The organism is Kiritimatiella glycovorans, from assembly GCF_001017655.1.
Lineage (GTDB): Bacteria > Verrucomicrobiota > Kiritimatiellia > Kiritimatiellales > Kiritimatiellaceae > Kiritimatiella > Kiritimatiella glycovorans.
Map to the genome: position 1 here is coordinate 2,108,111 of NZ_CP010904.1, position 20,614 is coordinate 2,128,724.

The window sequence follows — 20,614 nt, forward strand, 5'->3', positions numbered from 1 at the left end:
GTATCTACTCCCCTCTGCGGGAAGGCCGCAGCACGACCTTCCGTCCGTAAATCTGCTCGAAAAACCGCCCCTTTTCACGCAGGGCCATGTTCTCGAGGGTGACATCCCCCGGCCGGGCGGCCTCGATCACGACCCGGTCCGGCTCCACCGTCACACTCATATCGCGCAGATGCTGGGCGTGCCCCCGGTCGAGGGCGTCGGCTACGCGAAGGATCGAGGCCAGTTTACTGACCGTCAGCTTCCGGCTCCGGTCGAGCTGCATGTAGTCCTCGTGCGTCGGCCGCGGAACGGCGCGGCGGTGATAGCGCGCCACCAGCGCAGCCAGTTTGAGATCCTCGCCGCTCAGTCCGAAGATGTCGCTGTTCTCGATCAGGTACTGGGTGTGTTTGTGATGGCTGCGGTTGCTGATGTACGTGCCGATGTCGTGCAGCCAACCTGCCACGATGAGCAGCACTTCGTAATGAAAGGAAAGCTGATGCTCGTCACGGAGCGCATCGAAGAGTTTGCGCGCGGCCGTAACCACCACTTCCGCATGCGCGTAGTCGTAGTCGAATTTGCGCCCGACCTCCTGGACCGAGGCCAGGATCTGCTCGACGAAATCGGAGGTCCACGCGCTTCCGGCGGCCATCTCGGCAATCAGTCCGTCGCGCAGCGTAGGAGTGCCGGTGTACACGTAACGGAGGTTCAACGCCTCCGCCAGGCGCACCTGGGTGAGCAGCGCGGGACCCAGCGTCTCCGCGTCGCTGTACGAAAGATGATAACGGCGCACCAGCTCGTCCACGGAATAGCCGAGCATCTCGTCGGCCAGTTTAGCCAGCCGGGTGACGGCGATGCGCTGCACGGCGCCGCCCTGTTTCGCGCCGAGGCGCGCGGCGGCGAACCGCGCCTCGCCGCCCAGGTAGAGAATAACCGGGGATTTCCGCCCGCGGAACGTCTCGCGTATCTGGCGCACGCCGGTACGCGCCTCGGAGTCGAGGATCTCGCGCAGCTGCGCCTGCGGCTGGCGGTAGTCCTCCAGCATCTCGCGCAGCCGGAACGCGCCGATGCGGTAGGTGTGAGCAAAGGCCACGCGCCCCTGGCGGAACCCGAGGATTTCCGTGCTGCCGCCCCCCACTTCGACCACCAGAAGCTGGTCGCTGAGGAGCGCTTCGTGCTCGCGCAAAAGGGCCTGGACGCTGAAGAACGTCAGCCGGTTCACCTCCGCCCCGTCGATGGCCTCGACGGGGATGCCGGTGGCGATGTAGAGGCGGTCGAGGAAGGCGTCGCGGTTGCGCGCCTCGCGGACGGCGCTGGTGGCGACGGCGCGCAGGCAGTCGGGGTGATCGATCCGGTACTGGCGGAGCACCTCGCGGAAACTGCGCAGCACCCGCACGCACTCTTCGGTCGTCGAGAGCCGGATCCGTCCGGTGGTAAAGGTGTCGCGTCCGAGACCGACGCCCTGCTGGAGCGACTCGAGCATCTCGACGGATCCGTCTCCGGCGATCTGCGCGACCGCCATGCGCACGGACGTTGCCCCGATATCGATCACGGCCCGCACCCGGTATTCCACCTGCTCTGTGGATCCCTGCTTCAAGATACTACGTCATCCCGTGGAGGTTTTTCTGATGTTCTTCGGACGTGTAGGCCGCCCACAGTTCCTCAAATCGCGCCCACGCCTCTTCGCGTTTACGCCCCAGCAGTTCGCACAGTCTGGCGGGCCGGTGTTCGTCTTTTGTTAACGCCTCGAGATGCACGTCGCAGTCGTGGATGTCGCCGAGCGCCGTCGCCAGGTCGTCGAGCCGATCGGCCAGGTCCTTCATGCCACCGCCGAAGACGGGGGCCGCGAATTCGGCGAAGTAGCGCAGCCGGCGCACCCGTTTCCTGAGATGGTGCAGCGCTTCGGGGGCGTCGCGCAGCGGGCCGGTCTCCGTGGCGGCGATCTCCCCGTTCAGCTTGCGGATTTTCTTCGACATGATTCCGGCGGCGGAGCGGGGTTTGTCTTCGCGTATCCGCTCGGGGATTTCGACGCGCGTCAACCGCACCAGATCCTCGACCAGTTCCGCGTACCACTCCGTCTCCAGGATCTCCGGAAGCTTCTTTTCAAGCTCGTCCCTGCGCGCACGCTGACGGTCGAGATAGGGAGGATATTCGGGATCGCCGGCCGCCGCGGACGTGAACTCGTCCGACTCGAGCATCTGCACCCAGACGTGCTGATCCCGGGCCTCGCTGAGCTGGTTGCACGCTTCCCTGATGCCGCGCTCGACGCGGGAGGCGGCGGTTGTTTTAAGCGGCCCCCGGAACAGACGCAGCACCATCCGGAACCGCCGCGCGGATACCCGGTAGTCGTGGAGATATTCGGGATCCTTCCCCTCCAGCATCCCCGGCGTGTTGTCGCGCATCAGATCGTAGAGTGCGCAGAGCAGTTTGCGCGCCGCGGGCAGCGCATCGTCCTTCCCGCGAAGCACGCCTTTGAAGTTCGACGTCTTCTGCTTCCCCTCCCCGCCGCAGACCCGGAGCGGGAGCGGAAACACCTCGTCCCACAGGTCGGCCTTGCGCTGCGCGCAATCCGCGTTCGCGCGGTACCAGCGCGTCTTGACGTCCAGCCGCACCGCATCCTCCCGGAAGGACATCGCGCGGATCTTCGCGTCCTGAATGTGTCCGTGATCGAGTCCGTCCGCGACCCGGAGAATCGCGGCCAGACGCCGGACGCCGGGATCTTCGAGTTCCGGGGCCAGGTCCGCGAGCATGGACGATGCCGCTTCCGGGGTTCCGCGATGAGAGGCCGCCACCGCGGCCACGCGCCGCACCCGGCTCTCCTCCCATTCGCCGATTCCCTCGCGAAGGATAATCTCGGCGCTCATGACCTCGTGCTGCGGGGGATTCAGGGCGAACCCGATATCGTGCAGCCTCGCCGCGGTTTCCAGTACGTCCCGGTCGCCGGCCTCGAGCCCGAACACCGGGGCGGCGGCGTCAAAGAGGGTCCGGGCCAGCCTCGCCACATACTTCGTATGCGGGTCCTCGTTGCGGTAGAGCCGGCACAGCCTGTTTATTTCCTTCTTTTTCATCCTCCCGATTCTCTCACTTCGCCCGCATCTGCGGGAAGAGGATAACGTCCCGAATGGCCTCCGAACCGGTGAGCAGCATGAACAGGCGGTCGATTCCGATGCCCATGCCGCCCGTCGGCGGCATGCCGTATTCGAGCGACTCGAGGAAGTCGACGTCGATCTTCGACGGGTCTCCGCCCGCCTGCGCCTCGAAGCGCCGGCGCTGCTCGGCGGGGTCGTTCAGCTCGCTGTAGGCGGGTGCGATCTCCCGTCCGCCGATGACCAGTTCGAATACGTCGACAAAACGCGGATCGTCGTCGCACGGTTTGGCCAGCGGGACCAGTTCGGCGGGCAGCCGCGTCACGAACGTGGGCGCGGTGAGGTGCGGTTCGATCTCGTGTTCGTAGATCTCCTGCGCGATTTTGCAGACGCTCCAGTCCGGCTCGACCTCGATCCCGCGCTTCTCCGCCTCGGCGCGCAGCTCTTCGGCCGGGCGCTCCAGCGCTTTTCCGCCGATCTCCTCCTCCAGGAGCGATTCGAACGTCACTTCACGCCACGGAGGAGTGAGATCGATCTCATGGCCGTACCACTCGGTGGTGAGCGATCCGAATATCTCCTCCGCGACTCCGGCGATCAGGTCCTGCGCGAGCCGCTGCATCGTGTTGCGGTCGCCGAAGGCCTCGTACAGCTCCAGCGCGGTGAACTCGGGATTATGGGTGCGGTCGAGTCCTTCGTTGCGGAAATTGCGGTTGAGTTCGAACACGCGGTCCAGGCCGCCGACGATCAGGCGCTTGAGGTAGAGTTCGGGCGCGATCCGGAAGTACATGTCCGCGCCGAGCGCCTGGTAACGGGTCTTGAACGGGCGCGCGGCGGCGCCGCCCGCCAGCGGCTGGATCATCGGCGTTTCCACCTCGAGGTACCCGCGGTCGCGCAGCATCCGCCGTAACGCGTCCATCATCGCCGTCCGCTTCCGGAAGAGTTCGCGGACGTCGTCGTTCGACATGAGATCGAGATAGCGCCGGCGGTACCGGGTTTCGACGTCCTGCAGCCCGTGCCACTTTTCCGGCGGGGTGCGGAAAGCTTTGGCGAGCAGTTCCCAGCGGTCGATGCGGATCGTCTTCTCGCCGGTTTTCGTCAGACAGAGTTCGCCTTCGACCCCGATCCAATCGCCCAGATCGAGCCACTTGAACGCCTGAAAGGCGTCGGGGCCGACCCCGTCGCGCTTGACCATGAGCTGCAGACGCGCCGAGCCGTCGTCGAGATGCGCGAAGGCCATCTTGCCCATCTTCCGCACGGTCACGAGCCGGCCCGCGGCCCGCACGCGTCTCCCCTCCTCGAAGCTCGCCGCCAGGCCTTTGAGCGTATCCGTGCGTTCGAAGCCGGCGCCGTAGGGCGCATACCCCGCCTCCTTCAGCCTCTGCATGTTCTCCTCGCGCTGGGCGCGATACTCGTCCGGATTGCCAGCCTGGTCGTTCTCGGTCATAATCTAACTCCTCATGGTGAAGGCGCCTCAGGCTACAGGGAAAGGGACGAAGATTCAACCGGGGAAAGAAGACATGAGGGAACGGAAAACCTGAAGGCTGAGCATCCCGACGGCCCTGAGTGTGAAACCTGAGCGTAACACGGGACACTCAGGTTTCTCTTACTCAGGTCTCAGGTCTCTCACTCTACCCCATTCTCTTACTCAGGTCTCAGGTCTCAGGTTTCTCACTCAGGATTCAGGTTTCTCACTCTCTTACTCAGGTCTCAGGTTTCAGGTCTCTCACTCAGGATTAAGGTTTCTCACTCTCTTACTCAGGTTTCAGGTCTCAGGTCTCTCACTCAGGATTCAGGTTTCTCACTCTGACTCCACCTTCCCCCTTCATCATCCGCGCGGCATGGATTAGTATGACGACCATGAATTCTTCCACCGGAATCCGTGACGAAATCGAGCGCCTCCGGCGCGAGATCGAGCGGCACAACCGACGGTACTACGTCGAGGCCGCGCCGGAGATCTCCGACCGCGAGTACGATCGGCTGATGGACCGGCTCGAACAACTCGAGACGGAGCACCCGGAATACGCCGACCCCGATTCGCCCACCCGGCGCGTAGGCGGCGAGCCGCTCGAAGGATTCAGAAACGTGCGCCACCACATCCCGATGCTCAGCCTTGCCAACACCTACAGCAAAGACGAGCTGCGCGATTTCGACCGCCGCGTCCGGCGGCTGATCCCTGAAGAGGAGTTCACCTACGCGCTTGAACCGAAAGTCGACGGAGTCGCCGTCGCTCTGCGCTACGAAAACGGAAGGCTGGCGCTCGGCGCCACGCGCGGCGACGGGACCACCGGCGACGACATTACCGCGAACCTGCGCACGATCGCCTCGATCCCGCTGCGCCTGTCCGGTTCCGGCCGGGTTCCCGAAGTGCTTGAGGTGCGCGGGGAGGCGTACATGACGCGGCGGGGGTTCGCGGAGATCAACCGAACCCGTGAAGAAACCGGGCAGAACCCTTTCGCCAACCCGCGCAACGCCTGCGCCGGTTCCCTTAAGCAGCTCGACCCGCGGGTCGTCGCCGAGCGTCCCCTCGGCGCGGTCTTCTACGGCGTCGGCGCGACCAGTTTCGACCTGCCTGCGACGCATCATGAACTGCTCGATCAGTTGAAGGACTTCGGAATCCCGATCCTGCCGTTCCATCCTGTCTGCCCCGATCTCGATGCCGTACTTCAGCGCCTGGACGAACTGCGGGAGCGGCGGCATGACTTTTCGTTCGAGATCGACGGCGGGGTCATCAAGGTCAACGAGCGGCGGTTCTACGACACGCTCGGCACCACCGCGAAAAGTCCGCGCTGGGCGGTGGCCTACAAGTACGAGGCCGAACAGGCGGAGACCACGCTCAGGGATATCCGCATCCGGATCGGCCGGACCGGCGTACTTACGCCCGTCGCGGAACTCGAGCCGGTCACCGTCGCCGGCTCCACGATCCATCGCGCCACGCTGCACAACCCCGACGAGATCGCGCGCAAGGATATCCGCATCGGCGACCGCGTGATCGTGGAAAAGGCGGGCGAGGTGATTCCCGCCGTCGTCGGCGTCAACAGAGACGCCCGCGACGGCGATGAACCAATCTTCGACATGAACGAGGCGTGCCGGCGCGAAGGCATCGTGCCGGTAAAAAACGAGCACGAGGTGGCCTGGCGTCTCGCGGGCGGGCATCAGCCGGAACGGGTGAAGCGCGCGCTCGAGCATTTCGCGCAGCGCAATGCGATGGATATCGACGGACTCGGCGAAGCGCTCATCGGACAGCTCGTCGACCGCGAGCAGGTCCGCTCCCCCGCCGATCTCTACGAACTCACGAAGGACCGGCTCCTGGAGCTGGACCGGATGGCCGACAAGTCGGCGGATAACCTGCTCCGGGCCATTGAAGAGAGCAAAAAGCGTCCCTTTGACCGCGTGCTGTTCGCGCTCGGCATCCCGATGGTCGGCGCACGCACGGCGCGCGTGCTGGCCGACGAGTTCGGCTCGATCGACGAACTCGCCGAAGCTTCCGAGGAACGTCTGGAGCAGATCGCGGACATCGGCCCGATCATGGCGCGCAGCATCGCGGAATTTTTCGCCGGGGATGAGCATCGGAAATGCATCGAGCGCCTGCGCGAGGCCGGGGTACGCATGGAGCGCGAAGGGCCGCGCGAGGACTCATCGTTCCTGGGGGGGATGACCTTCGTGCTCACGGGTTCGCTCGAATCGATGACCCGCGACGAGGCGGCGGACGCCATCGAACAGCGCGGCGGTCGCGTCACCTCCAGCGTCTCGAACAATACCGACTACGTCGTGGCCGGCGCGAACCCGGGATCCAAGCTGGACAAGGCCCGGCGGCTGGGGGTGCGCGTGCTCGACGAGTCCGCCTTGAAGACTATGCTTTCGGCGAAAGAAACCGCGAACATGGAGTAACTGCACCATGACCATAAACAAGCCGATCATCAGGATCGCCCTGCTGGCCCTGCTTCTCACAACCTGCGCCGCCCGTGCGGCGCAGGCGCCCCGCAACGTCATCCTCATGATCGGCGACGGCATGGGTGTCGCCCAGCTCACCGCGGGAAAGATCGCGGCGGGCGAACTCGAGATGGAACGGATCCGGACGCTCGGGCTGATGACCACTCACTCGGCGAACGCCCTGGTGACCGATTCCGCCGCGGCCGGGACGGCGCTGGCGACCGGGCACAAGACGGACAACGGGGTCCTTGCGCAGACGCCCGACGGAAAACCGCTCCGCACCGTGCTCGAGGCCGCGGAGGAGCGGGGGCTGAAGACCGGTCTGGTCACGAGCTGTTCGCTGACGCACGCCACCCCCGCTGCCTTCGGCGCGCACGTTCCGGACCGCGACAGGGACGTCCGCATCGCCGAACAGGTGGCCGCCTGCGGGGTCGATGTCCTGTTCGGCGGCGGCGCGAAGTTCTTCAGGGCGCATTTCGAGTCGATGCGCGGGGAGGGATTCACCATTGTGACGACGGAGGAGGCGTGGAATGTGATGGGCGCTCCCGCGCGTGCCGCGGCGTTCCTGGCGGAGAAGCATCCGCCGCGCATCACCGAAGGCCGGGTGCCGCTGGAAGAACTCACGCGTCGCGCACTCCTGATCCTGGAGGAGTCCGGCCCGGGATTCTTCCTGATGGTCGAGGCCTCGCAGATCGACTGGGGCGGTCACGCGAACGACACCGAATTCATTCTGAGCGAGATGCTTGACTTCGACCGGGCCGTCGGCGCCTGTCTCGATTTCGCGGAATCGGAAGGGGATACCCTGGTGCTCGTGACCTCCGATCACGAATGCGGCGGGATGGCCGTCCATGACGGTTCCGTCGAAGACCGTACCGTCACCGAATGCGGCTATACTACGGGGTATCACACGGCCGTGATGGTCCCGCTCTTCGCCTTCGGTCCGGGAAGCGAGGCGTTCCGCGGTGTGCTGGACAACACGGAGGTGGGCGCGCGGCTGCTCGAGTGGGCGGAGGGAATCCGATGATCCGTTTCTTTGAGAACCGGGGCCTCCTCGCTCTGATTCTCGTGGGGCACCTGTCCTGCGTATGTGCCGGCGATGAGCTGTTTCCCGATGTGCCCGGTACGGTGATCCATCACAGCCCCGCCTCAAGCGGCCAGTACATCGGAAGCCCCTCCATCGCGCTGCTTCCCGACGGTTCCTATGTGGCGGCCCACGACTTCTTCGGTTCCGGCCCCGACGTTCACGATACCCGGATTTACCGAAGCGAAGATCGCGGCGAACACTGGCAGCACGTCTCGACGCTACGCCAGTTCTTTTCCACGCTCTTTGTCCACCGCGGAACACTCTATCTGATCGGCCGCGATGCGGAGGCCGCCCGCGCCGTCATCCGGAAGTCGGAAGACGGGGGCCGGACCTGGACGACACCCGTCGACCGGCGTTCGGGCATCCTTCTCCGTGGCCGCATCCACTGCGCACCCGTCCCCGTACTGGAGCACGACGGCCGGCTCTGGCGGGCGATGGAGTGTTTCGAGGATTCCGGCACGTGGGCCGAACGATCCCGCGCTTTCATGATGTCGGTGCCCGTCGACGCGAATCTTCTTAATGCGGAACACTGGCGCTGTTCGGAAATGCTCTCGTACGATCAGAAGCACTGGAAGGGCATGGGATGGATCGAGGGCAATGCCGTCGCCTCCCCCGACGGGGAAGTCCTGAACATCCTCCGTGTCGCCCGGCTTCAGGGAAAGGCCGCCGTGATTCACGTTTCGGACGACGGTCGGGACGCCCGGTTCGACCCCGACACGGACTACATCCGCCTGCCCGGCAGCGCCAAGAAATTCACGATCCGCTTTGATCCCCACAGCGGCCGATACTGGTCGATCACCAACCACGGGCGCTGGTACGACCGGGTGCGCACCCTCCATCCGGGCTGGGTGCGCAACCGCGCCGTTCTGATTTCCTCTCCGGACCTGAAGCACTGGACGGTTCACGAAACCGTCGTGCAGCACCGCGATGTCTACCGTCACGGGTTCCAGTACTGGGACTGGCAATTCGAGGGGCACGATATCATCGCGGTTTCAAGGACGGCGTTCGACGACGGCATGGGCGGTGCACACAACTATCACGACGCCAACTTTCTCACGTTTCACCGCATCGAAAACTTCCGCCTCTGCTTCGATCGCTGAGCGTGCGAGCGGAAATGCAGCGTCAGGCCTGCCGCATGCATTCCACGGCATTGAGAAAAAGCTTGAGTCCCTCCCCGTATTCCGGAAACCGCCCCTCACCCTTCCTGTGATCCCAGCGCGGATGGTTCTCCGGGAAAAGGTACGCTTCGGGGTGCGGCATGAGGCCGAAGAGGCGGCCGGTCGGATCGCAGAGTCCGGCGATGGCGTTCAGCGACCCGTTTGGATTGGCGGGATAGTCCTGCGCCGGCCGGCCTTCGGCGTCCGCGTAGCGCACCGGCACGCAGCCCGCCTTTTCGATCCCCTCCAGCACCGCGGCGTCCGGCGTGAAGACCTTGCCCTCGCCGTGGCGGATCGGCAATTCCATGCGTTCCAGCCCGCGCGTGAAGACGCACGGCGAGTCCGGCTCGAACCGCAGGTCGACCCAGTAGTTCTGAAAATGGCCGCAGTCGTTGCGCATCACGGTGACCGACGGGTTGAGCAGCTCGCCGTCGGCGGCCGGGACCAGCCCCATCTTCGCCATCACCTGAAACCCGTTGCAGACCCCCAGGATCAGGTGACCGTCCTCGACAAACCGTCGCAGCTCGTCGCGCAGGTGATGCCCCACCCGTACCGCCATGGCGTGGCCGCTGCTCATGTGGTCGCCGTAGGAGAATCCGCCGATAAACATCAGCGCCCCGAAGTCGTGGATCCGGCCCGGGGCCGCAAGCAGATCGTTCAGGTGAACCCGGACGGGGCGCGCGCCCGCGCGCTCCCAGGCCAGCGAGGATTCCGCCTCGCAGTTCACGCCGTATCCCGTGATGATCAGTACGCTCGGGGTCATCGACGTCCCTTCCTGTGCACATGGGGTTTCCGGTCTGTCCGGCGCCGTTCGACGAGTCCGTGTAACGCCCGAAACGTCTCGTTCGCCTCTTCCAGCCAGTGGAGGCGCTGATCGGGCGTCATCTCGCGGAACCCGGTATGGCCGTCATAATCCTGCGGGCGGGATTCTCTAATGATCCTGACGGTGCGTTCATCCATTTTCGCGGCCTCCAGCCAGGAGATGTTCAAGGGCGGCGATATCGAGCAGGTCCTTGTCCCGCGGCGGATCGATGCGCTGCTTCAAAGACAGCAGTCTGCTCTTTGAGGCTACGCGCACCCTGCGCCCCTCAACATCCACCTCATCCGCATCTTCATCGAAGGCCTCGAAAGACAGCTCCTCCTTCAGAAAAAGGTCGAGGTGTCGCGCCGGCTCTTTCGGATCGAGAAAACTGAATACCACTGCGTGCTTCTCTTCGACGATCATACGGATGGTCTCCGGATCCAGAAGCGTCTCGGGCTCAAGGGGCACACGAGGCTTCAGTCCCAGGTCCTCCATCACCTTGATGAACCGTCTCATGTTTCCCTCGGTGAATCGCACGGCGACATCGAGATCAAGGGTGAACCGCTCGACGCCTTGAAGCACGCAGGCCACGCCCCCGCCGATGACATAGTCGACCTCCGCATCCGATAACGCCAGAATGATGGTGCGAAGGTGTCTCATCACACCCCCTCCAGGGTTCCCTTGAACGTCGCGCGCAGGTCTTCGACGTCGGCGTCCATGACGGCCTCGCCGTCGTGGCCGCGCACCGTGAGCCGCCCGTGGCCGCGCACCGTGCCGATCCGCGCAAACGGCGTGCCGGCGAACCGATCCTTCAAGGCCTCTTCATCCTCCGGCGCGCAGGTGAGCACAAACCGGCTGTTGGTCTCCGAGAACAGGCGCACGGCGTCGTCGAGTTCACCTTCTACCGGCAGCGCGCCCAGTTCAAGGTCCGCGCCGCAGGCCCCGCCGAGGCATCCCATGACCAGCGCGAGCGCGAGCCCCCCCCGGGCCGGCGTGGTCGCGGAACGGAGCAGCCCGGATTCCGCCGCACGGTGAACGGCCTCAAACCGCCTCCAGGCGGACGCCGGATCCACGCCGGGGGCGCGGCCCCCGCAGGCCAGCGGCGACCCGGCATCGGCGGCCAGCGACCGCGCCCACGCCGAGGCCCCGGTCTCGTCCATCGTCACGCCGGCGACGAAGATCGCGTCGCCGGCCCGTTTGAACGGGGTGGTCACCGCGGTGCGCACGTCATCGATCTGCCCCAGCGCCGAGATCAGCAGCGTCGGCGGGATGGAGATTTTGCGGCCGCCACGGGTGGAGTCGTTCTTCATGCTGTCCTTACCCGAGATGAGCGGCGTACCCCACGCGGTGCAGAGGTCGTAGAGCGCGCGGTTCGAGCGCACGAGCTGCGCCATTTTATAGGCGCCGTCGGGCGTCTTTTCGGATTCGACCGGGTCGGGCCAGCAGAAGTTATCCAGCAGCGCGATGCGGTCCGGCCGCGCGCCCGCGGCCACCGCCCGGCGCACCGCCTCGTCCACGACGGATACCGTCATCGCATACGTATCGAGATCGGAAAGCCACGGATGAATGCCCTCGGAGAGGACGATGCCGCGGTCGGAGTCATAGCGCACACGCAGTACGGTGGCATCGGAGGGCGTGTCGGCGCAGACACCCATGAACGGCTTGACGACGCTCAGACCCTTCACCTCGCCGTCGTACATGCGCGACTTGTATTCGCGCGAACACTGGTTCAGATCGGCGAGCACGCGCTTCAGGCGCGGCGTCAGATCGCGTTCCTCGGGCCGCGGCGGCGCGGAGATCTCCGGCGTCGTCCAGCGCGCGGGAATCGTCATGCGCGGGCAGCCCGATTCGTAGAGAAAATCCATGTCCAGCGACGCCACCGTCTCACCCCGCCACATCACCGTGAAGTAGCCATCGTCCGTGAACGCCCCCATGACGGCCAGCTCGACATCGCGCCGCCGCGCCAGCTCGAGCAGTTCATCTCTGTGTTCGGGGGACACGGCGAGCGTCATCCGCTCCTGCGCCTCGGAGAGCAGGATCTCCCAGGGCTGCAGTCCCTCGTACTTGAGCGGGGCGTCGGCCAGCTCGCAGCGGCAGCCGCCGCTGAGCCGACCCATCTCGCCGAACGAACAGCTTATGCCGCCCGCCCCGTTGTCGGTGATGCAGCGGTACAGTCCGCGATCGCGCGCCTCGAGCAGAAACTCGTACAGCTTGCGCTGCGTAAGCGGGTCGCCGATCTGCACGGCCTGGGCGGGCGACTCCATCCGCAATTCCTCGGAGGAAAACGTGGCCCCGTGGATCCCGTCCTTGCCGATCCGTCCGCCGCACATCACCACCAGGTCGCCGGGCTCGACCTCCTTGCGCTCGGCCGGCCCACCGGCGACCTCCACCGGGGTCACGCCCACGGTCCCGCAGTACACGAGCGGCTTGCCGAGATACCGTTCGTCGAAACACTCGAATCCGCGGCTCCAGGGGATGCCGCTCTGGTTGCCGCCGTCGATCACGCCCTGGTGCACGCCGTCGCGGATGCGGCGCGGGTGCATCAGGCCCTCCGGAAGCTCGCCGTCAAAGAACGGCGATCCGAGACAATAGCCCCACACGTTGGTCAGCAGCGCACACCCCATCCCGGTACCCATCGGGTCGCGGTTCACGCCCACGATCCCGGTCATCGCCCCGCCGTAGGGATCGAGGGCGGAGGGGCTATTGTGCGTCTCCACCTTGTAGGCCACGTGGACCTCGTCGTCGAACCGCACGATCCCCGCGTTGTCGGAGAACACCGAGACCAGCCAGTCGGCGCGCTCGGCCACCTTTTCGGTCGCGGCGCGGATGTACGTCTTGAACAGCGAGCGGATGTGCTCCTCCTCGCCCGTCTCCTCGTCGCGATACTCCACCTCGGCCGCGAAGATCTTATGGAAGCAGTGCTCCGACCAGGTCTGGGCGATGCACTCCAGTTCGACGTCGGTCGGCCAGTCGGGGAGGCCGAGTTCACGGCGGTGGGCGCGTACGGGCTCACTGAGGTAGTGGTCGCGCACCGAGCGCATCTCTGCGAGGCTCATCGAGAGGATCCCCTCGCGGGAGATCCGCATCAGGTCCTCGTCATCGCCGGACAGATCGAACGTATGGACCTCGAGGGCGGGACGGTCGGTGAAGACCGGCACCGAGCGGTCGATGTCCGAGTTCACCCATTCCTGCCGGCTGAACACGCGCACGTCCTGGATCAGCGGATTGGCGAGCAGATCGCGGCCGAGATGTTCCGCGTCGCCGCGTTCGAGCGCCCCCCACAGAAAGACCTGCCGCGAGGTGAACACCTGTTCGCGCCAGTCCAGTTCCCGCTCGATCAGGTCTTCGAGCACGCAGCGGGCCGTGCGCCCGACGTTGTCGGTCACGCCGGGCTTGTAGCCGATCTCGATCAGCCAGTCGAACCCCTCCGGCGACGGAAGACGGTCGAGCGCCGTCTCGGCCACCACGGGGTCGCCGAAGGCCGCGCGGACCATCCCGGCGCGATCCGGGTCCAGTTCGGCGCGGATGCGGTAGACCTCCCGGCACCGGCAGCGCCGCACGTCGAATCCGAACCACTGCCGGGCCTGGGCTGCGATCCCCTGACCCGCCGCGTCCGGAACCTCTTCCCTGAGTCCCGCCTCGATGCGTACCGTCTGTTCGGTCACGTCCTGCTCCTGTCGCCAAAACGTACAGAATATCCGCGATGCCGGACGGGGCCAAGACGATTCACTCCGCTTCCCCGGCCACCAGGAGTTCGACCCGGTGAAATCCGCGTCCCGCCGGCTCGAGTCCGCCGTAGATCTCTCCGAACAGGCGACGGTAGTCGTCCTCATGCCCGCGCGGGTGGCTGATCATGAGCACCACGCTATCCGCCTGACGCAGGTCCGGGCAGGCCTCGAACAGTGACTCGCGTGCATCGATGCGGCGGTCGGGCAGTCCGGTAAGTTCGAGTTCCGGTGCGTAGAATCCGAGCGGAAGCGTCATGTAATCGCAGTAGACGGCCACGGCGTCGGGATCGATCGCGCGCAGTTCCGCCGCCACGGCGCGCCAGTCGGGTTGCGCCCGCGCCTCCGCGCGCGCGACGCGCACGAGGCCCGCCGTATTGACCGCCAGGAACAGGGCCGCGGCCGCGAAGATCAGGGGACGCGCCCTTCCCCGCGCCAGCGTCAGTCCCGCGGCCAGCGGGACGAACAGCGCCGGAGCGCCGGCGGCGACGTAGCGGGTGTCGTCGTAGAGCCCTTCCATCCGGAAGGAGGCCAGCCAGACGAGCACGAGCGGCGCGGCCAGCAGCACGGCCGCGCAGACGACGGGCGCGGCGGCGGCGCGTTCGCCGCGCCGCCGCCACAGCACACCCAGCGCCGCGAGGGGAAAGAGCGCCAGCAGCAGCCCCGGGATTGCGGCGCGGAGCGCCTCCGCGCGCCCCGCGAGTTCGACCAGCCCGTGTCCCCCCGCAAAAGCGAAGAACGTGAAGGGGATAACAAGTCCCGTGGAGGGGTACCAGGCGCTCCCCCCGCCCTTCGCCGCCGCCTGCAGCAGGAAGCCGGTCAGCCAGTAGGCGTACAGTCCGGCGAGCACCAGCCCCGCCGCGCCCCAGCGCGGCCAGGCGCGGGGGCGAAAGGCCGCCAGACACGCCCACGCACAGGCGGCGTAGACGATCCCGAGGTAATGACTCGCCATCGTGAACCACCCCGCGAGCACGAGCCCGGTCAACGCCCCGGCGCGTGGACGGTCGTCGCGCAGGCACCTGAACAGAAAGAAGAGGAGCCAAGCCCCGCCGCACTCCAGCAGGGCGTACATGCGTGCCTCGCGGGCCAGCAGCACGGAGTATACGCTCAGCGCGGCCAGCAGCCCCGCTGCCAAACCGGCCCGCCGGCCCGCCCACGCGCGGGCGGCGGCCATCACCCCCGCCACCCCGGCCAGGCTGACGAGCACCGTCATCGCACGCAACGCCGTCTCCCGCGTGGCGCCCGACGATTCGAGCAGGGCGTATCCGCTGCGCAGCCACCCCCAGGTCATCGTGTAAAACAGCGTGGGGTGCGGCTCGCTGCGGTTGACCTCGGAGAGCGGATCGAACACCTGCCGCAGGGAGGCGCGCTCCGCGAAGCGGAATGAATAGGCCTCGTCGAGATTGAACGTCCGCGCAGGCAGATTCCACAGGCGCGGGAGCAGCGCCAGCAGCAGACAGAGTATCCATCCCGCGATCTCGACGCGTCGGCTCATGCAGTCCCTCCCGGTTCGCGGCCGATCCTAGCCTCCTTCAGAAGGCCAGACAAGTCCGACGGGGCTGTCGGAATACCCTTCTTTCTAAGAATCGCCTCTTTCCATTGCGCTGCGCGGTGAGCCGGGTACACTCACCTCACCGGAAGGAGCGATTATTTGAACGCAGACGTCATGCGCCGGATCGACCGGCTGGCGGGGGTGCCGCTGTGCTTTGCGGCGACGCTGCTCCGCGGACTTCGGCACCTCGTCGCGCCGCGGCGCGACCGCCGCCCCGAACGCACACTCTTCATCCTGCTCTCCGAGATGGGCAGCGCGATCATCGCCGATCGGGCCATGCGGCGGGCGCGCGACGAACTGAATTCGGAACTCTACTTCGTCGCGTTCAAAAGCACCGCGGGAACGCTCCGGCTCCTGAATACCGTGCCCGCCGATCATGTGTTCACGATCCGCGACGACCGCCTGGGAGCGCTGCTGGCGGATGCGCTGCGCTTTCCCGCATGGGCGCGGAGGATGAAAATCGACGCGGCGGTCGATCTGGAACTCTTCGCCCGCGCCTCGATGCTTCTGAGCTGGCTGAGCGGGGCCGTACGGCGTGCGGGCTTCGACGCCTTCCACCAGGAGGGGCTCTATCGCGGCCGCCTGCTCACGCACCGCGTGATGTACAGTCCGCACCAGCACGTGGCGAAAAACTACCTGGCGCTTGTAAAGGCGCTGGAAGAAAAACCCGGCACTCAGCGCCCTTTTACCAAGCGCGTCGTGAGCGACGACGAAATCCGGCCCGTGAAACGGCCGGTCACGGAGGCGGAGCGCGAGGGGGTGCTGAACAAGATTCGCGCGGCGACACCCGGCTTCGACCCTGCGCGCCATCGACTCGTGCTCTTCAATGCCAACTGCAGCGACCTCGTCCCGCAGCGGAACTGGATGCCGGATCGGTTCGCGGAGACGGCGCGGCGGGTCGTCGAATCCTTTCCGGACGTGTTCATCCTCTGCACCGGCGCCCCGGCGGAACGGGAGGGGGTCGATTTTGTTCCGCGCGAAGTCGCCAGCCCCCGCTGCATTAATTTCGCGGGGGCCGTGGACTTCGAAGAGCTTCCCGTACTCTATTCGCTGTCAGAGCTGATGCTGACCAACGATTCCGGTCCCGCGCATTTCGCCTCGATCACCGACATGCCCGTCTACGTCCTGTTCGGACCCGAGACCCCGAACCTGTACGGCCCGCTCGGTAAGGGCGAGGTCTTCTACTCCGGCCTCGCCTGCTCGCCCTGCCTGAGCGCCTACAATCACCGCAAGAGTCCCTGCCGCGACAACGTCTGCCTCAAGGCCCTCACGGTCGACCGCGTCTTCGCGCGACTCAGGGAAGCCCTGGACGCCGGCCCGCGCAGCGGAAAAAGTTCGTAGTAGGCCCGCAGGCCTGCGAAGCAGGGCCAGGGCCGTTATCTTCACGCGCCTGGCCTGCCGGAGGCAGGCGTGCGGCAACCAACCTTCATGGTCTATCCCCACCCGAAGCCGGTTCAGTGCCGGAAGTGACGCATGCCGGTGAAGGCCATCGCCACGCCGCGCTCGTCACACGCGGCAATTACCTCTTCGTCGCGTTTCGATCCGCCCGGTTCGATCACGTAACGCACTCCGGCCTCCGCGGCCTCTACGACGGTGTCCGGGAAGGGGAAGAAGGCGTCGGAGATCATCACGCATTCGCTTAACGCCGATTCGAGATCCTCCTCCGTCATGTCCGGACTTTCGAGCAGCAGGTTTTCGCGGGCCTTCGTCAGCGCCAGCTTGCGCAGGGCGTCCACGCGATTCGGCTGACCCGCGCCCATGCCGAGGACGCGGAAGTCGCCTTCCCCGCGGCCCTGGACGAGGACGATCGCGTTTGATTTGACGTGCTTGCAGGCGCACAGGCCGAATTCCGCCAGGTCGCGCATCGGGGGCGGGAATTCCTTTTGCGTCACACTGCGCCACTGATCGACCAGTCCGAGGTCGACATCCTGGAGCAGCACTCCTCCGTTGACCTGCTTGACCATGGTTCGCGGCGCCGGACCCGTCATCGGTTTCGTCAACCGGATCAGACGGATGTTTTTGCTCTTGTTCCGGAGGTATTCCAGCGCGTCCGCCTCGAAGTCCGGGGCGATCAGCGCCTCCACGAAGCGTCCCTGCAAAAGTTCGGCCGTGGCGAGATCGACCGTTTCCGTGACGGCGATCACGCTTCCGAACGCCGAGACGGGGTCGCCCGACCAGGCCGACTCGAAGGCGCGGTGGAGGGTCGGGGCGGTGGCATACCCGCAGGGATTGGTATGCTTGATCACCGCTACGGCGGGGCGTCCCGCCAGTTCCTTGACCGCCTCAAGCGCGGCGTCGCCGTCCACGTAATTGTTGTAGGACATCGCCTTACCGTGGAGGACCTCGGCGTGGGCGATCGAACCGTCCGGGGCGGACGGGTCGCGGTACAGCCAGGCGCGCTGGTGGGCGTTCTCGCCGTACCGCAGGCGTTCGCCGGCGGGCCAGGCGCGGGCGTACGGTCCCCCGCTCGCACCCTCGGGATCGAGACGATCCGAGAGCCAGGAGGCGATGGCCGCGTTGTACTGCGCCATGCGCGCAAACACCTTGCGGCCCAGTTCGAGGCGCAGGGACTCCGTCGTCGCCCCGTCGTGCTCGCGCATCGATTCGAGCACCCGGCCGTAATCGCCGGGTTCGGTGATGACGGTGACGTACTTCATATTCTTCGCCGCCGAGCGGATCATGGTCGGCCCGCCGATATCGATCTGCTCGATCGCCTCGTCGAAATCGACGTCCTCCTTCTCGACGGTCGACTCGAACGGGTAGAGATTCACACAGACCAGATCGATCGACTTCATCCCCTGCGCCTTCATCGTGTCGGTGTGGTCGGCGTTGTCGCGCACATAGAGCAGTCCGGCGTGCACCTGCGGGACGAGCGTCTTGACGCGCCCGTCGAGGATTTCCGGAAAGTGGCTCAGTTCGGATATGTCGTGGACCTCCAGTCCGGCCTCACGCAGCACGCGCGAGGTCCCTCCCGTGGAATAGAGTTCCACCTCCATCTCCGCCAGTCCGCGGGCGAATTCCACCACGCCCGCCTTATCCGACACACTGATGATCGCTCGCTGAATCCGGTTCATCGCCCCACCTCGCTCTTTTTCGTTGCGCACGGACTCTTGATAGCGTCCCCGGCGGCGCGATGCACGTAAAAAGAAGAACCGAGTTCAAACGACGAAGATTCTTGATCTCTCAATAGCTTTCCCGTCATCGTGGACCCCGCAGGAGGAGCAGGAGATATGAAGACGCTACTGATGACGCTGACCGCCGCGGGCCTTCTCATCGGCACCGGGACAGCCGGGTCCACGCTCGACGGATCCCCCTGGAGCTGGGACAAGGACCCCGGGAAGAGCCTGACGCTGACGGGCCCGTCCGGGGTCGTCTGCCGACTGAACTTCGATGCGGACGAACCGAAACCCTGGATTCATCCGCTCAATACGACCGACGGGCGTACCCTGACGTGGCTCAGCCCGCCGGACCACCCCTGGCACTGGGGCCTGTGGTTCTCGTGGAAGTACATCAATCACGTCAATTTCTGGGAAATGAACCGCAAGACGGGAAGGATCGCGGGCCGGACGACGATCCGCAACGCGGAGATCGTGCAGGCCGACCGGGAGGCGGGCGTGGTGCGCATGACGCTCGAGTACGCGCCGCGCGACCGCGAGGGCGAGCCCTGGATGCGCGAGACGCGCACGATCCGCATCGGCACGCCGCGGCCGGACGGGAGCTACCGGATCGACTGGGCGATGCGGTGCACCGCCCTGAGCGATCTCGAACTCGGGCGCAACCCGAAACCGAGACGCGGATACGGGGGCTTTTCCTTTCGCGGCGCGAAAGGGTTCTTCCCGGTCACGATGCGCGGCGCCGGAGGCCGGCCCGGGAATGACCTCTTCGGCCAGCGCGCGCCGTGGGCCTCCGCGTCGGGTCCGGTCGACGGCAAAACCGCCGCCGTGGCGATCTTCGACCACCCCTCCAATCCGGACCACCCCGCGCACTGGTTCGTGAGAAGCCGCAAGATAGGCGACGGACAACCGTACACGTTTCTCAACCCCGCCCTGCTCTACGAGGAGGACCGCACGCTGCAAGCGGGCGAGACCATGGACCTGATCTACGGCGTACTCGTGGTTCCGCACGAAGCGGAGGACGAGGTGCTCGAGGCCGAATTCGTGCGCTTCGGCCGGGAAACAGAACCGTAGACCTGATGGAGGACACGAAATCCCCGCACCCCTGACGCCGCGCCCCTCCGCCGGACCCGCGGCCGGGGCGGCGCCCGCTACCCGCGCGCGCGAAATGATTTCGGCGAAACCCCGACGCAGCGACGAAAAACCGTCGCAAAGTACTGGCTGGTCGAGAACCCACAGGCCATGGCGATCTCGGTAATGCTTCGATCGGGCGCTGCGCGAAGCAGGTTCCTGGCACGTTCGATTCTCAGGTGATTGAGATACTGCATCGGGGTCTGGTTGGTGATCTCACGGCAGTAATGCGTGAACCGTGTCACCCCCAGCCCGCAATGCGCCGCCATGGTCTCCAGCGTCCACGGCTCCGCGGGATCCTCCGCCAGCCGCTCGAGAAACATTTTCGTCGATCTCGAGGCATGGCTGAGCGAAGGACTCAGCCGCAGTCGGCTCTCGCGCAGCGATTCGAGCAGAAGCAGCAGCAGTTCATTCACATAAATTGCTGCGCGCGAAACCGTACTCTCCCCACCCGCTCCGGACACCGTATCACCGAGCTTCGAGAAACATCGGCGCATCTCGACCGAGGCCTTGCGCACCGGCTCCTCGTTCTGGCGGAGGTAACGGGTCAGCTCACGCAGATCCGGTCCCGCCATCACCAGCCAGTCCGGCCAGTGCCAGGCCTGGTGCGGTTGCCGGACCCCGACGTCCAGAATCAGCCAGTACAGCCGCCCCGGCCCCACCGCGGGATCGCCGAGGCAGTGAGCCTGCCACGGACGCGTGATCGCCATATCGCCGGGTTCCAGGTTTCGCCGCGCGCGCCCGACCCGGAAAGCCGTCCCGCCGGTCTCCTGCAGGGTAATCTCGATGCCCTCGTTGCGGTGCCACGGAAGCCCCCAGCTCTGCGGGCGCGCGGCGTCCCAGAATCCGACGCTGCGCAACCCCTCCAGGTCGCCGCTCCTGAGACGCCGGCCCGGATAGGTGCCGCGCGCCAGGGCCTCCATGTGAATCTCGCCGCCGCGCGCCGCCTCCGCCATCGGCGCGCAGGTGTCGGCGTGATACGTACGCCGCCCGGCATGATAGGATGGAACTTCACCGCCGATCATGATCCGCCTCTCTCTCCCGCTGCGTCCCGCGTC

15 protein-coding genes are annotated in these 20,614 nt (G+C 66.0%); 5 read left to right on the plus strand and 10 right to left on the minus strand.

Annotated elements, in window-relative coordinates:
• Positions 1-4 precede the first annotated feature (4 nt).
• Genes L21SP4_RS08890 through lysS form a run of 3 tightly spaced genes read right to left on the minus strand, consistent with a single transcriptional unit; the run spans position 5 to position 4,506 of the window.
• Positions 5-1,573, minus strand: coding sequence for a Ppx/GppA phosphatase family protein (locus L21SP4_RS08890; RefSeq protein ID WP_144413811.1), 1,569 nt, complete (start codon positions 1,571-1,573; stop codon positions 5-7).
• 4 nt (positions 1,574-1,577) lie between these two features.
• Positions 1,578-3,044, minus strand: a complete 1,467-nt coding sequence (locus L21SP4_RS08895) for a CHAD domain-containing protein (protein ID WP_052882322.1) — start codon at positions 3,042-3,044, stop codon at positions 1,578-1,580.
• 13 nt (positions 3,045-3,057) lie between these two features.
• Positions 3,058-4,506 (minus strand): lysine--tRNA ligase, encoded by a 1,449-nt coding sequence (lysS, locus tag L21SP4_RS08900; RefSeq protein WP_052882323.1) that lies wholly within the window; start codon positions 4,504-4,506, stop codon positions 3,058-3,060.
• Between the two features lie 413 nt (positions 4,507-4,919).
• On the opposite strand from lysS, the gene ligA reads away from it, so the two are divergent.
• From ligA to L21SP4_RS08915, 3 genes are read left to right on the plus strand one after another with little or no spacing between them, the layout of a single operon-like run.
• Positions 4,920-6,950 carry an NAD-dependent DNA ligase LigA gene (gene ligA, locus L21SP4_RS08905; RefSeq protein ID WP_052883012.1) on the plus strand — a complete coding sequence of 677 codons (2,031 nt, stop codon included), beginning with the start codon at positions 4,920-4,922 and terminating at the stop codon, positions 6,948-6,950.
• A 7-nt stretch (positions 6,951-6,957) separates the two neighbouring features.
• Complete coding sequence (locus L21SP4_RS08910) at positions 6,958-8,016, plus strand: alkaline phosphatase (RefSeq protein ID WP_052882324.1); 1,059 nt, start codon at positions 6,958-6,960, stop codon at positions 8,014-8,016.
• Positions 8,013-9,176, plus strand: coding sequence for a sialidase family protein (locus L21SP4_RS08915; RefSeq protein ID WP_052882325.1), 1,164 nt, complete (start codon positions 8,013-8,015; stop codon positions 9,174-9,176). The genes L21SP4_RS08910 and L21SP4_RS08915 overlap by 4 nt, the downstream gene beginning before the upstream one ends.
• Before the next feature lie 22 nt (positions 9,177-9,198).
• Here L21SP4_RS08915 and L21SP4_RS08920 read toward each other — a convergent pair whose 3' ends face one another.
• The 5 genes from L21SP4_RS08920 to L21SP4_RS08940 form a co-directional block, all read right to left on the minus strand.
• Positions 9,199-9,996: a phosphoribosylformylglycinamidine synthase subunit PurQ gene (locus tag L21SP4_RS08920; protein ID WP_052882326.1), complete on the minus strand. Its 798-nt coding sequence runs from the start codon at positions 9,994-9,996 to the stop codon at positions 9,199-9,201.
• A complete protein-coding gene (locus L21SP4_RS08925; RefSeq protein WP_052882327.1) occupies positions 9,993-10,193 on the minus strand; it encodes a hypothetical protein in 201 nt (66 codons plus the stop codon). The genes L21SP4_RS08920 and L21SP4_RS08925 overlap by 4 nt, the downstream gene beginning before the upstream one ends.
• Positions 10,186-10,695: a hypothetical protein gene (locus L21SP4_RS08930; RefSeq protein ID WP_052882328.1), complete on the minus strand. Its 510-nt coding sequence runs from the start codon at positions 10,693-10,695 to the stop codon at positions 10,186-10,188. Before L21SP4_RS08930 ends, L21SP4_RS08925 begins: the two co-directional genes overlap by 8 nt.
• A complete protein-coding gene (locus L21SP4_RS08935; protein WP_052882329.1) occupies positions 10,695-13,700 on the minus strand; it encodes an AIR synthase-related protein in 3,006 nt (1,001 codons plus the stop codon). Before L21SP4_RS08935 ends, L21SP4_RS08930 begins: the two co-directional genes overlap by 1 nt.
• A gap of 61 nt (positions 13,701-13,761) precedes the next feature.
• The gene (locus L21SP4_RS08940; protein WP_052882330.1) at positions 13,762-15,255 is read right to left on the minus strand and encodes a glycosyltransferase family 39 protein; all 1,494 of its coding nucleotides are present in this window, start codon (positions 15,253-15,255) and stop codon (positions 13,762-13,764) included.
• Positions 15,256-15,411: 156 nt separating this feature from the next.
• Between L21SP4_RS08940 and L21SP4_RS08945 the strand changes: the two genes are divergently transcribed.
• Positions 15,412-16,653 carry a glycosyltransferase family 9 protein gene (locus L21SP4_RS08945; protein WP_074041439.1) on the plus strand — a complete coding sequence of 414 codons (1,242 nt, stop codon included), beginning with the start codon at positions 15,412-15,414 and terminating at the stop codon, positions 16,651-16,653.
• 113 nt (positions 16,654-16,766) lie between these two features.
• On the opposite strand, the gene purH is transcribed toward L21SP4_RS08945, so the two are convergent.
• Entirely contained in the window at positions 16,767-18,386 is a 1,620-nt protein-coding gene (gene purH, locus L21SP4_RS08950) for a bifunctional phosphoribosylaminoimidazolecarboxamide formyltransferase/IMP cyclohydrolase (protein ID WP_052882332.1), read from the minus strand.
• Between the two features lie 156 nt (positions 18,387-18,542).
• On the opposite strand from purH, the gene L21SP4_RS08955 reads away from it, so the two are divergent.
• Positions 18,543-19,499 carry a DUF6807 domain-containing protein gene (locus tag L21SP4_RS08955; protein ID WP_052882333.1) on the plus strand — a complete coding sequence of 319 codons (957 nt, stop codon included), beginning with the start codon at positions 18,543-18,545 and terminating at the stop codon, positions 19,497-19,499.
• 77 nt (positions 19,500-19,576) lie between these two features.
• On the opposite strand, the gene L21SP4_RS08960 is transcribed toward L21SP4_RS08955, so the two are convergent.
• The gene (locus L21SP4_RS08960; protein WP_052882334.1) at positions 19,577-20,581 is read right to left on the minus strand and encodes an AraC family transcriptional regulator; all 1,005 of its coding nucleotides are present in this window, start codon (positions 20,579-20,581) and stop codon (positions 19,577-19,579) included.
• Between the last annotated feature and the right edge of the window lie 33 nt (positions 20,582-20,614).

Excerpts from the sequence above, each read along its gene's own strand:
- L21SP4_RS08925 (WP_052882327.1), bottom strand. The coding sequence starts at position 10,193 with ATGGATGAACGCACCGTCAGGATCATTAGAGAATCCCGCCCGCAGGAT.
- lysS (WP_052882323.1), bottom strand. The coding sequence starts at position 4,506 with ATGACCGAGAACGACCAGGCTGGCAATCCGGACGAGTATCGCGCCCAG.
- L21SP4_RS08960 (WP_052882334.1), bottom strand. The coding sequence starts at position 20,581 with ATGATCGGCGGTGAAGTTCCATCCTATCATGCCGGGCGGCGTACGTAT.
- ligA (WP_052883012.1), top strand. The coding sequence starts at position 4,920 with ATGAATTCTTCCACCGGAATCCGTGACGAAATCGAGCGCCTCCGGCGC.
- L21SP4_RS08930 (WP_052882328.1), bottom strand. The coding sequence starts at position 10,695 with ATGAGACACCTTCGCACCATCATTCTGGCGTTATCGGATGCGGAGGTC.
- L21SP4_RS08910 (WP_052882324.1), top strand. The coding sequence starts at position 6,958 with ATGACCATAAACAAGCCGATCATCAGGATCGCCCTGCTGGCCCTGCTT.
- L21SP4_RS08955 (WP_052882333.1), top strand. The coding sequence starts at position 18,543 with ATGAAGACGCTACTGATGACGCTGACCGCCGCGGGCCTTCTCATCGGC.
- purH (WP_052882332.1), bottom strand. The coding sequence starts at position 18,386 with ATGAACCGGATTCAGCGAGCGATCATCAGTGTGTCGGATAAGGCGGGC.
- L21SP4_RS08895 (WP_052882322.1), bottom strand. The coding sequence starts at position 3,044 with ATGAAAAAGAAGGAAATAAACAGGCTGTGCCGGCTCTACCGCAACGAG.
- L21SP4_RS08920 (WP_052882326.1), bottom strand. The coding sequence starts at position 9,996 with ATGACCCCGAGCGTACTGATCATCACGGGATACGGCGTGAACTGCGAG.
- L21SP4_RS08940 (WP_052882330.1), bottom strand. The coding sequence starts at position 15,255 with ATGAGCCGACGCGTCGAGATCGCGGGATGGATACTCTGTCTGCTGCTG.
- L21SP4_RS08915 (WP_052882325.1), top strand. The coding sequence starts at position 8,013 with ATGATCCGTTTCTTTGAGAACCGGGGCCTCCTCGCTCTGATTCTCGTG.